The sequence below is a fragment of the Rhodococcus sp. NPDC059968 genome (assembly GCF_042738615.1).
GTDB lineage: Bacteria > Actinomycetota > Actinomycetes > Mycobacteriales > Mycobacteriaceae > Rhodococcus_F.
In genome coordinates this window covers 23950-35489 of the sequence record NZ_JBHWUE010000098.1, presented here as the reverse complement: position 1 = coordinate 35489, position 11540 = coordinate 23950, and the positions used below count along the sequence as shown (strand labels likewise).

Below are 11540 nucleotides of genomic sequence, written 5' to 3'. Positions count from 1 at the left end.
CTTGTCTTCCTGTGGTGACTTGTTCCACGCATACCTGGGCATCGTAATCCTCTCGGGAAAGGATTCGCTTCGATCAGTGGAATCCGCCCCCGGTCCAACGGCCGGTCCTGCCACTCGGTCATCTCGCCGACGACCTTGTCGGTGATGCGCGAGATGGTGTCCTTCGACACCGTCGCTCCGTAAATATCCTGGAAGTGGGCAGAGACCTCGCCGGTCGTTAAACCCTTTGCTGTCAAGGATAATACGATCTCGTCGATACCGGTCAGCCGACGTTGACGCTTCTTGACGATCTGCGGGGTGAACGAGGAATCAGTGTCCCTCGGGACATCGATTTCCACAGGGCCGATCTCGGTCAGCACCGTCTTCGTCCGGGTGCCGTTGCGTGAGTTCCCGCTCCCGCGGCCGACGGCGTCGTGTTTCTCGTAGCCAAGGTGCTCGGTCATCTCTGCGTCCAGCGCGGTTTCGAGGACGTTCTTGGTGAGCTGATTCAATAGCCCGTCCGGGCCCATCAAATCCACCCCCTGCTCCTTGGCCTGGGCCAGGAGTTGCTCGGCCAACTGCTTCTGATCCACCTCGGTCGCTGCCATGGGATCCAGTGTTTCGGTCATCATCGATCCTTCCCGCCAAGCAGCAGCTCGGCGTGTCGAACCAAGATCAGATCAACCGTTATTCAGACAGTCCCGCTACGCGTCCTGCGCCGACGCAAAAGCAGCCGGCGCCGCGCCGATCTACCAAGGCGAGCCCGGCTACTCGACCAAGCTCGACCGGGACAAGGACGGTATCGCCTGCGACAAGTGATGCGGCGGAACATCGTCGACGCCACGCCGTAGTCGACGGTGCGGGTCACAGGGGGCACAGGGTTTGCCGGGTTCGGTTCCAGAACGGAAACAGCTCGGGGCTGCCGGCGTCCGGGTGCTGCCGTTGCGCCTGCCCGACGAATTCGAGGACCGTCTTTCCGGTGGTGTGGGACAGGGCGCAGGCGTCCAGACTCAGCCTCGCCGACGCCACGAACCCGATCCGCTCGGCGTACGGGCCCAGGACCCCGGAATCGACGAACGGAGCGAGGCCTGTCCCCCACCGGTTGAAGGCGGACTGCAACCCGAAATCACAGGACTACCCGAAGAGTTCACTGCACGTCGTCGGCCGGCCGTGGACCATGACCGCGGTATCGGGCAGCGGGCGCGGCGGCTCGGGCGAATCCGGTCGCGACGCGACCACCCACACCACCAGCACCGCGGCACCGACGACCAGGCACACCAGCACCGCTCTCAGGACCTGCTTCATCGCTCACCCACCTCGTCACACACCTTCATTGCACCACTCCCGCCCTCCGGCCCGCTGACACACGGCTGGACGGCAACGAGAAGGACAGAACGCGAGCGCCGTCGTAACGCAGGAACTCGGCCAGGATCCAGGCCTGCAGGTCATCGTCGATACCGCCGTGCGAGAGCAACATCCGTGCCTCGTGCGCCACCTCCGCCCACGACAAATGCCGCAGCGCGACCTTGGCGAGCTTGCGGCGGTCGACCTCCACCGGCAACTCCCCGGCACTGGCGGGGACGTCGTTCGACAGGCTGACCACCACGTCGTACTTCTTCTTCCGTGCCACGTCGAGATAGTTCTCGAGCTGCTCCTTCTCGAGCTTGCCGTTGCCGGTCTTGACCTCGAGCAGGCCGGTCCACACCCTGGCGCCGCGGGAGACCTTCAGCACCGCGTCCGGGATCACCTTCGTCTCACCCCGCTCGTACGCCACCTCCACATAACCTTCGAAGACACCGACCGGGGCCCCCATCCGGGCGCACACCGCCCGTGCGAAGGGGCGCACCGCCTGCATGGTGGCGATCAAGGCTGAGGTAGCGCGCCGCTCCTGTTCCTCCCCGGTCCCGACCCCGATGACCGAGAACAACCGCGCCGGCTGCCAGGTGTCCTGTTCGGCGAGGGTGAATTCGACCGGCTTCGACTTTCTCGCCGGCCGCTTGGCGGTGCGGACACCCCGGCCTCTCGCCTTCGTCTGTGTCGCCGGTGCGGTGGGTGGGGTGGGCAGTTCGGGCACCAGTTGCGGGGCGTCGCCGGCGGACCCGTTCGGCGGTGCAGCGGGTTCGACACTGCCGGCTGAGTCATCGCCGGTGGTGGGTTCGAGATCCGGCTCGTCATCGATGTCGACACCGAAATCCGTGGCCAAACCCGCCAGCCCGGACTCCCAGCCCTGCCCGACCGCCCGGATCTTCCACTCAGCATTGCGGCGGTACACCTCGCCGAACACGAACGCCGACTCGGTCGTGGCATCGGCCGTGACGTACTCCGCCAACGTGTACCCGGCCCCGTCGACGACACGCAGAGCGAGCTTTCCGAGATCACCGAACCTGCCCTCGCCCACACTGCCGACCAAGGCCACGGTGTGCACGTCCTCCGGCACAGTGGACAGGTCGATCGCCTACCTGGGCGAGGACGCACCGACGCTGCTGCCGTTGCGGGCTGGGGATCTCCTCGTCGTGAACGCTTCCCGGGCGGCGGTGCGCGCGCATGTGACCTCGCCGATTGCGCTTGCCTACTACGTCGAGTCCGGGGTGAGGGTCCTGTCGTCGCCGAACCTGCACGCCAACGTGATCGCCACCAGCGGGCGGGCGGTCATCGGCTCCGCGAGTGCCTCCCACAGCTCGACGATCGCCGATGATGCCGTGGTCATCACCGACGATCCGGAGGTCGTTGCCGGCGTGCGGAAGTTTATCGACGGTATCGAGGAGATCACCGAGGTCGATCAGGTGTTTCTCGACAACGCCACCACTAAAGCGCACAGGTTCGTGCGAACGTGTGCACGGTGACGCCTGAAATCTCACAGGTCCGCGAGCAGGGTGGGATCGACGCGGTCGGCGAAGTAGGCCAGGACGCCCTCGGCGCTCATGCCGTAGGTGGTGGCAATCAGATTGGGATCGTGGCTGTTGGCCAAGGCCAGCAGTCGGGAGGCGCGCAGCGTGGAGATCGTGGTGTCGGCGGGGTCGAGGAGGTGGCTGAGGTAGGGCCGGGACGCCGGTGTCCGCCCGGATCGGGTTCGGCTGGTGACGATGACGTGGGGATTGTGGGTGCCGGATGTGCGGTGCTCGAGGCATCGGGTCAGTGCGGCCCAGGTCGCCGGGTCCAGCGGGATCGGTTGTGGGCGGCGGCCGAGCCGAACCGTGCGGTGCTGGTGATCGATGTCGGCGAGCTGCAGGTGACGCAGTTCGTGCTGTGAGGCACCGTGGATCAACGCCATCAGGCCGACGAGGGCCTCGTTCGGCGCCACCTCGGTTGATGTGCACCAGCGCGTGAACAGTTCGCGCTGTCGCGAGCGCGGCAGGGTCCGTCCATGGAATCCGCGGGGCGTGCGCACGCGCAGCTCGGCGGTGGGATCGATCAGGATGAGCTTGCTGCGGCGAGCGAAGCGGAAGAAGTGGCGAAGTCCGCCCAGGGGGCCGCCGGCCGGCGACACCTCGGCGAGGTAGTCCTCGATCACGGCCTTGTCGACCTGCGCCCAGTCCTCGATCCCGCGTCCGACGAGATGACATGACAGGTCCCGGACCTGGGCCAATCGCTTGTCGATGGTGGTGTCGGCGCGGGGCCGGGTCCCAGCGCGGCGGGCGCGGCCTCGTTCGTCGAGCATTGCGCGTTCGAACGCGGCGACGGCGGGCCGCAACGGTTCGGGCACGGCCTGCACGCGTCGCGCCCGGCGACCGGCCGCGAGCCGCTGCGACTGGTCGGTGGGCAGGGCAAGGCCGCGGGCGGTGAAGAAGTCCTCGAGCACCTTCGCGAGCGACCCGATCGAGCGGCCGGGGATGCGGGCCCGGTCGAGTAAGGTCTGCGGCATTGCCCGTGGCTCGGTGCGCAGCAGCGCCCCGAGCTGACTCACCAGACGTGTCGCCTGCGCCGGACAGTACCGACTCGACACATGGATGGTGAAGTCCCACAGCCAATTCGGCGGATCATCCAGTTCGGCGAGGAGGTGCTCGGCGCGGGTGTAGGGGCGTTGGGGGCAGCGTTGCCAGCAGCGGTTGCACAGCCTCGCCCCGCCGCCGCGGATCACGCGCCCGCATTCGGTGCATGCGGTGGCCGGCTTCGGCGCCGGCCCCGGTTGTGAGCACGGTCCGCACCAACCGGTGTGTTCGCGTAAGTAGCCGTCGCGGCCGCAACGCGGACAGCGTCGGCGGGCGGCGGCGAGGTCGTGACGGCGGCGGCACCGCAGGCACCGGCTCTCGCCCTTGCCGCGCACGGCGGCACCGCAGTCGTGGCAGGTGCGCGAACACGACCGGCATCGCCCGGTGTCCGGACTCAAGACCCGCTCGATCCCGCAGCGGGGACACGGCGACTTCGCCGCAGCGGCGACCGCGTTGCGCCAGCACCGGCAGCACAAATCGCGGCCCAGTCGGCCCCGCGGCCGACCGCAGCGGGTGCAGTCCCCGACCTTCTTCGTCACACCGGCGGCATCGACCGGCCGCCGACGCGCCGCGCCGCGGGCTCCGACGCTGTCGGCGCCGAGGGCTCGGCGGGGACCCGATCGGGCGTGGTGTCGAGGTCGAACAGGTCGTTCGGGGTGCAGTCGAGCGCAGTGCACAACGCCAGCAGCGTGCTGAGCTTGATCTGCGAGGGTTCCTTGGTGAACAACGCCGACACCGACGCCGACGACAGCTCGAGTCCGCCGCGTTCGGCGAGCAGACGGCGCAGCTGGGTGCCGGTCCATACTTCCCGTTGCGCCGCGGCCATCCGCAGTTTCCATCTAATGTGCATCATCATCTCCCTGCAGGAACGCGACGGTGTCGGACACCGCGCTGCGGTAGGCGTCCTCGATGAACGTCTCCGACGGACGGACGTACCGCATCGTCGATCCCACCGTCCAGTGCCCTAACATCTGTTGTATCGCAACGAGATCGACTCCTCGTTCGTAGTTGTGGGTGGCGCATGCCCGACGCAGCGCGTGCGGGCTGAACCGGTCCGCCGGCGGGCAGTGCTCGAGATCCTGCAGATACCGCAGACGGTTGCGGATCGTGCCCCGGGCCATCGCACCACCACTCCGATCGCAGAACAACACCGCCGATTCCGGCAACTTCGGTCGTACATCCTCGAGATACCACCGCACCACCAGATCGAGGTGGTCGAGCATCGGAACCCACCGCGGCCGCGGCCCGGAGGTGCGGGCACCCTTGCCGAACCGCACATGCAACTTCCCGAACGGGCCCTGCCCGAAGTAGACGTCCGCGATCTCGAGTTTGGACGCCTCATCGGAGCGCAACCCGGCGTGATACAAGGTCCGGAACAGCGCATAATCCCGGGCCGCTGGCGCGTACTTGCGAGCCGAGCCGATCCGTTCCTTGAGGAAGTCGAAGAAGACGGCCACCCGACTCACGCTCGGAGGTGGAAGCAGCCTCGGTGAATCGTCACCGACATGACGGCTCGCATTGAACTCGTCGATCGGGTTCGTCAACCGCACCCCGAACAACGCCTCGATCTCCCCGGCGCGGCGGGTGATCAGGAACCGGTGAAAACTGCTCAGCGCCTGCACATATCTGCGTCGAGTCGACGCCAGCAAGCCGTCCGCGGCCATCGCTCCGACCACTCGATCGACATCGTCGGCGGTGGCCTCCCACACCGGTTTGCCCAGCGCCGCCAGCATCCGCTCGAGCTCACCTGTCTCGTTCTCGATGGTCACCGCACTGAAGCCTCGGACCACCCGCGAGGTCACGAACGCCTCGACGCATTCGAGTTGAAAGGTCAGCGGATCGGTCGACGCGTGGGCGACCTCGACCGTCCTGCCCTGCACCACACGAAAGGTGTGACTCATGCCACACAGGTTAAGGCCACCTTGCTCGTCAAGGTGGTACCGACACGAACGGAATCCCACCTCGAAAACAGTGGACTCCCCAAACCGGACTGAATGACCAGCTCGCAGGCAATTTCCGAGAGAACGAACGTATGCCACTTCCAATCGAGTGGGAAATCGGCCGGGCGGTGCCAATCCCTGGAGTCACCGGCCGAATCCGCGACCCCGAAACCGATTTTCTGCCCGTCCCGGTCACCCGGATGTTCGTCAAGCATGCCGTCGACTACACACCCAGCCCCACCGAACAACACGTGATGGAACAGCCGCGTGCACAACAGCGGACCACCGCCGGGCCTGCGGTGAAGTACCAACTCGAATCGCTCCGCCTCGATAGACCCAGCGCTGTCCGGCGCGGCGACGTGATGGTCTTTGTCTCCGCCGACGACGAATGGATCTACGCGCCAGCTGTCGTGGTGTCCGATGCCGTTCGGATCCCGCGGTCGGGCGGCGCAGTGCTGTACTTCCTCCGCATCCGCGCGGACCTGCCCCCGCTTCCCCTCTCCGATGCCGCGGCGGCACTCGCCGACCTCGGGCATCCCAGCCCGCGACTGCAGACCGACCACTACGTCCGCTCCCCCGCCCTCCGCGCCGCACTACTGGCGCTGTGGAACCTGTGATGTGAACGCCTCCAGCGCTCGTAGAAAGTCTCGATCACCGGGATCTCCACCCTGTAACGCCATCGACCTGGCGCCGCGCGCGTAGGTCGCTCGTGTCGCGGTCGTCTGTCTGACCGCGGCACATGACTGTTGACTTCTGACCGGAGGCGAGCTCGGCTTGACGGGCTGTCAGAGCCGCGGCCGACGATGGATCTACCGTCGGGCGAGAATCCAGAACCGGTGCCGGGTAACCGAACCCAACGCCCGTCCGTCAGCACTTGGCCCCGGACGCTCAACCGTGCGGGTCTATCCGGCCTTGCGTCGTGGCCACTTCGTCGTATTCTTCGTACGAGTCAAACAGGTCCGGCCACCCGTCTCCCGTGCCAACGCCGCGGGGTCCAGCCGGCCACGAATCACAGAGAGCCGCACTCCGAGGTGCTCGATACCGGCAACCGCGAGCCACCCTGCACACGCTTCTTCCTCGCCCTCCGCCGATTTGTGGCACGCGAACATCGCAGCATCGACTGCCGCCTCATGACCGGGGCGTCCCGATGTGGAGGCAAGTTCGTCAAACCGCTCACGACCGAATATCCCTGGGGCGACATCGCGGCGCCACGGGCAGTCCGCGCAGGGGTACCGCCGGTGCGGCAACCCCGAAGGCCGCTCGCAAGAAGCAACGGCTGGCGCCGGTGATGCCTTCTCGGTGGGGATCATGGAGACCATTCTCGCGGACCGAAACCGCCGCGGTGTGGGCCGAGCTCCGATCTGGCGCCGAAAATGCAGCGGCCCGGCCGCTCTCGTGGACCTCGGTCGATTAACGCCTCGGCTGTCGCGGCCTCTCAGTCGTCGACCACATCGTGGGGTTGATCGGCGATGCTCCACCGGCGACCGTGTCGGTAGCGGGGCCTGGATCTCCTGCTCTCTCGCAGACAGATCCGGGTCTCGGTCAGCGGATCAGGCCATCCTCTTCTTGTATGCCTCCTGCGAAGGGCGTCGGCTGTGTGTGGCCGTAGCGCCGGGAGCGGTCTGCAGATCGTCGTTCTTTGCATTCACCCGGTGGGTCATGCTGATCTTCGTGGCGCGACCGAGGGTCAGCCTGGGCCGAAGAACGTGAGGATGCCGTTGCTGCGACCACCGCGCGTTCCTTCTGCGTGTAGCTGACAGCGATCGAGTTGCGAGAGCACGAAAGTGATTGGTCTGCAGAAACGTTCGTGGACGTGGCCTTGAACTGCAGAAGCCACTCGGCCTACAGACACGGTCAGCTGTCGGCTGGTTCACCATTCTCGCCTGGGTTCCCGATACGCGATGAACCGTTTGTGAGCGCCCAAGAAATCGTGTGTGGCGTACGACACACTCTTGGGATCGGCGGTTTCGGCATCATACGATCTGGATTGCACCGGCTGACCCGATGTGCAGGCCGCTGGTGTCGCAACCCCGTGAGTTGAATCCTGTTCAGCCAGTACGGTTCGCGCTGCTTGACCGATCCTCGACTGCCGGTGTCGCGGCCCCGCCGTCCGCCAGCTCCGGCGGGGTTCCGCGTGGTTCGACCTCGAAGCTGCTCGCTTCGGCCACGGTGCGACGCGGTGACGCCAACGAGCCCATCCGCATCCGACGCGTGAACTCTGGCAACCTCCACTGTCTTGCGAAGCTACAGCCTCACGGTGATCGGCGGGTGCGGACCATGGGTTCTTCGTCATCGAATTTCATTGCAGTAGAAGTGTTTTAAATCGTTCTCACCGCGACTACCTCAGCGCACACTTGGTCGATCATATATAACCGGCGACCAGACGGACACGTAAATCTTCATTCGCGCGACCCCTAACCAGCCCGACCTCCGTCTGCAAGGGCTAGGGTCGTCGCCCCGACTGCAGTTTGCTCACGAAGGCCCGGCAATTGCCTCAGTCCCCGACAGTCTCTTGCTTTGGTCGCACACGTGGTCCATCCATTTGCACGTTCATAACGAAGCGGGAAGTGTCGGATCCGTATTGAACCTCCCTCAACCACACCAGATTGGCTTACTCACGACGTTGCGCATCCACCCCGCACCTTTGGGTGATGCACGGTGCATCACCTGACGTTCGGGTGATGCACCGTGCATCACCCGAAGGCAGTTCTGAGGTAGTCGCGAAGGTGCCCGTGCAGTAGGCGTGGACCTCTGCATCGAGCCGTTCCCGTACACCGCCGAGAAACTCGATACGTTTGTGGAATGCATGCCGACGCTACTTGCCTCCGTAAGATCGTTTGGCGTTCGCTCGACACCCTGTCAATCCAGCGATCTGGCGAGGAAGGCGGGCCGCCTTTCCTGCCCGACACCATTCTCCAAAACCTCGGTTGCTTGCCCGGATCCGGTTCACCTCACCCCGAAGCAGTTCTGCACCCAGCATCGAGTGCCGCGGATGGCGCAGGCCGGTCGGGCACCGCCCCCGCTCCATCGGCCTCATTTCCGACGGCGGCGGCCCGCACAGGTAGTGGATCACTGACGGCCGCTCCAACAGGACTCGGGCATTTCCCACGAATTCCAAACCATGCAGCCAACGTCCGTACCCGGCCGGCTCGCTCGCTCGCTCGGAGCACCATAACGATGACACGGGCCGCCTCCGGTTCTAGGGAAGACGGTGAGCATTCTTCGCCGCCCATTGCGGCGAGGCACGAGCGACGTTGACTGAAACTAATCCAGCTACAGAGCATCCGGCCTCGCAGCGCTGATCGAGCCGAAAGTCGACCGTCGATCAATGGGATGTCCAGGCTTGGAGCACAAGGAAGGCGCGACCGCATGCTGAGGCGTATCCAACCGACGACGCGTGTTCAGTGACCTCATGGTCCCTGCTCCGTCGAAACGGTCGTCACCGCCCTTCGCGAAATCAACGGCAACTCACCAATCCATCGCATCGGAGTCGCAACACCACGACGCCCTGAGGATGGACCCAACTTCGGTGATGCACCGTGCATCACCGAACGCGTACACCACCCCGGCCCGGGCCAGGTCAATCTCGCCGGATCGACGCGAGGTCCACACCCACCCGTGATGCACGGTGCATCACGGCAGTGGAGTCGCGATCAGGCCAGCTCATCGCCTGCTTGACCGATACGCTCGTCAGTTTGTTGTCGATGCCCTCGGTGAGGCACGGTGCATCACCGAGGAGTGACACAACCGGTTCCAAGCCGCAAATGGCAGTGACGGCGGTAGGTCTCGGCACCGGGCGAGGTGGGCAGGGCAGGGCAGGGCACCCCACCGATGATGCACGGTGCATCATCGCAGTGGAGTCGCGGTCACGCTGGCTCGTCGCCTGCCCGACCGACGCGCGCCAGTTCGTTGTCGGTGCTTCGGTGATGCACGGTGCATCACCTGATCTCCGGGTGATGCACCGTGCATCATCATCTATTCCCCACTGGGACCAAGACCGGTGCAACAACATTCGCTGTGGCGCGCAATTCGTCGCCGAGAAGGGGTCAGCGTCACTATCTTCGGCCTCCAGCAGACCGAAATGCTGAACTGACCAAAAGATGCAACTCTTCGAGATCTGGATGTTGACGAAGTTTCGCGAGTAGTGGCGCGGGGAACGAATCCAGGACTGCCCAACCGGCTTTGACGACGCGATCATGTCTACGTATCGCCCCTAACCGCACCGCCTCAGCCACTGTTGCGTATCGTTCCGTCAGCTAGCGGCGCTCCTGCCCGCAGCGATAGTCGGCCGGTCACCGACAATCACGACAACTTCCTGTGCCGCCAGATTGCATGTGTCGTAATTTGCCGTCGGTCGGGGGTGAACGCATTCTTGTCCGCGTGAGCTCCCCGTCTCTTGACTGGATAATTCGGCGGACGACTGAATCGTGAGGTATCGAACTCGTGTCTTGCGAATATGACTGGGTCGCCAGTGATCATCTCGCAAATACTCGTTGGCCCGGCCCAGGCCAACGAGGACCCGACGAGCCCAACCATCCTGACGGCATTGCTTGCTCTGCGTGAAGTGCAATCCGCATCTCTGGCGTTGGGGGGCTCAACAGTATCGGGCACGAGATCGCGCATTGTTCGCTCGTCCAAATATTGGCCGTCCCGGTACAAGCCACGATCGCATAGACCTGAAAGTCAAGATGGTCGAGAAACGAACCCGCGCCGATCATCATGACCATGAGATGGAAGCGGCTGACATGGTTGGAAAGGCTGGCAAAGAATCTCGGTGAGTTGCGGCGTTCATCGTGCGCATTTCCACTACTTCGTCCCAAGCGGGTCTGTGTAGCGCGTCGGCAGAAGGCCAATTGGGGTGTCGGTGTCACCCAACTGATTGAAGGTCGTCGAGGAGAGGTGACTCTTTTCGATGGCGTCACAGAATTCAACTCCTGCGAAGAACCCTTGGCAGTCGGGCTGTGATTCGTGCCGGCGATTCCACGTCTCGCTCAAATTGCTCTCTCCCTGCTTCGCTCGCACGCCGATAACGGATGGGCCGGAAGTCCTGCAAAGAGGTCGGATCTGCGGATATGGCGAGGTCAGAGATTCGTCTATGGGGAGGGTCGGTGACATCCGTGGTGGGAAAGTGTTGTGAGCGGCTCCCGATCTCTTGTTGTCGCGAAGCGGTTTAATTGTACGTAAATCGCTGTACCATACAGATTTTGATTCATCACGTGACGTTTCTTGGGTGGTGTGATTGCCTACGACCGCACCGCAAGATTTGATCAGATATTTCTTCAGTAGGCAGGGTAGCGATCGCATACGATTCGGAGCCAGATTCACGCCTGGAGGAGGGTCCGACGCATCATTTTCGAGTTTTATTTAACTCGGCGTGTCGCTGCGCGGTTTAGTTAAACCCAAAGAGCAGGATTTAAGGCATGACAACTCGGAAAAGTCGGGGCGGGCGCCCAGCCCGCGACGTCGCCGTTCGCCATATCGGGGTTGAGTTCCCCGCGGAGATCGCCGACCGGATTCTCGCACCGGTTGACGATGGTCGTGTCAAGACAATCACCGATCGAATGATCGCGCTGATTCAGCTGGCACTCGAGAACGAGCCAGCGATTCCGGCGCAAGCCAGACAGGAAGAGTTGCCAATGACGGGCTGAACAAAGCCCAGAAAAGGCGAAACCCCCCTTCGCTCGCCAGCTCC

General features: G+C 64.3%; 10 protein-coding genes and 2 pseudogenes. 4 read left to right on the top strand and 8 right to left on the bottom strand.

Annotated features, from left to right (window positions below; translation table 11 throughout):
* Positions 1–608, bottom strand: a 608-nt coding sequence (locus ACFWAY_RS43535; RefSeq protein WP_378514857.1) for a transposase, incomplete at its 3' end; no start/stop codon positions are given.
* On the opposite strand from ACFWAY_RS43535, the gene ACFWAY_RS43530 reads away from it, so the two are divergent.
* Positions 586–798 (top strand): excalibur calcium-binding domain-containing protein, encoded by a 213-nt coding sequence (locus ACFWAY_RS43530; protein ID WP_378514856.1) that lies wholly within the window; start codon positions 586–588, stop codon positions 796–798. The two genes, ACFWAY_RS43535 and ACFWAY_RS43530, sit on opposite strands and share 23 nt — an antisense overlap.
* A gap of 45 nt (positions 799–843) precedes the next feature.
* On the opposite strand, the gene ACFWAY_RS43525 is transcribed toward ACFWAY_RS43530, so the two are convergent.
* The 3 genes and pseudogenes from ACFWAY_RS43525 to ACFWAY_RS43515 all read right to left on the bottom strand — a co-directional run.
* Positions 844–1098 carry a hypothetical protein gene (locus ACFWAY_RS43525; RefSeq protein WP_378514855.1) on the bottom strand — a complete coding sequence of 85 codons (255 nt, stop codon included), beginning with the start codon at positions 1096–1098 and terminating at the stop codon, positions 844–846.
* Between the two features lie 15 nt (positions 1099–1113).
* Positions 1114–1284, bottom strand: coding sequence for a hypothetical protein (locus tag ACFWAY_RS43520; RefSeq protein WP_378514854.1), 171 nt, complete (start codon positions 1282–1284; stop codon positions 1114–1116).
* Positions 1285–1387: 103 nt separating this feature from the next.
* Positions 1388–2434 (bottom strand): annotated as a pseudogene (locus ACFWAY_RS43515) (TerD family protein); the annotation flags it as partial.
* Between ACFWAY_RS43515 and ACFWAY_RS43510 the strand changes: the two are divergent.
* Positions 2427–2783: pseudogene (locus ACFWAY_RS43510) on the top strand (hypothetical protein); the annotation flags it as partial. The pseudogenes ACFWAY_RS43515 and ACFWAY_RS43510 sit on opposite strands and share 8 nt — an antisense overlap.
* Positions 2784–2833: 50 nt before the next feature.
* Here the strand turns inward: ACFWAY_RS43510 and ACFWAY_RS43505 are convergent.
* The 3 genes from ACFWAY_RS43505 to ACFWAY_RS43495 form a co-directional block, all read right to left on the bottom strand.
* The gene (locus tag ACFWAY_RS43505) at positions 2834–4057 is read right to left on the bottom strand and encodes an integrase (protein WP_378514853.1); all 1224 of its coding nucleotides are present in this window, start codon (positions 4055–4057) and stop codon (positions 2834–2836) included.
* A gap of 386 nt (positions 4058–4443) precedes the next feature.
* Complete coding sequence (locus ACFWAY_RS43500) at positions 4444–4758, bottom strand: helix-turn-helix transcriptional regulator (RefSeq protein WP_005265299.1); 315 nt, start codon at positions 4756–4758, stop codon at positions 4444–4446.
* The gene (locus tag ACFWAY_RS43495) at positions 4748–5809 is read right to left on the bottom strand and encodes a tyrosine-type recombinase/integrase (protein ID WP_378514852.1); all 1062 of its coding nucleotides are present in this window, start codon (positions 5807–5809) and stop codon (positions 4748–4750) included. The genes ACFWAY_RS43500 and ACFWAY_RS43495 overlap by 11 nt, the downstream gene beginning before the upstream one ends.
* 131 nt (positions 5810–5940) lie before the next feature.
* On the opposite strand from ACFWAY_RS43495, the gene ACFWAY_RS43490 reads away from it, so the two are divergent.
* Positions 5941–6465 carry a hypothetical protein gene (locus tag ACFWAY_RS43490; RefSeq protein ID WP_378514851.1) on the top strand — a complete coding sequence of 175 codons (525 nt, stop codon included), beginning with the start codon at positions 5941–5943 and terminating at the stop codon, positions 6463–6465.
* 285 nt (positions 6466–6750) lie between these two features.
* On the opposite strand, the gene ACFWAY_RS43485 is transcribed toward ACFWAY_RS43490, so the two are convergent.
* Positions 6751–7158 carry a DUF6283 family protein gene (locus ACFWAY_RS43485; protein ID WP_378514850.1) on the bottom strand — a complete coding sequence of 136 codons (408 nt, stop codon included), beginning with the start codon at positions 7156–7158 and terminating at the stop codon, positions 6751–6753.
* Positions 7159–11268: 4110 nt separating this feature from the next.
* Here ACFWAY_RS43485 and ACFWAY_RS43480 point away from each other — a divergent pair.
* A complete protein-coding gene (locus ACFWAY_RS43480) occupies positions 11269–11496 on the top strand; it encodes a hypothetical protein (protein WP_072951631.1) in 228 nt (75 codons plus the stop codon).
* Positions 11497–11540: the final 44 nt, after the last annotated feature.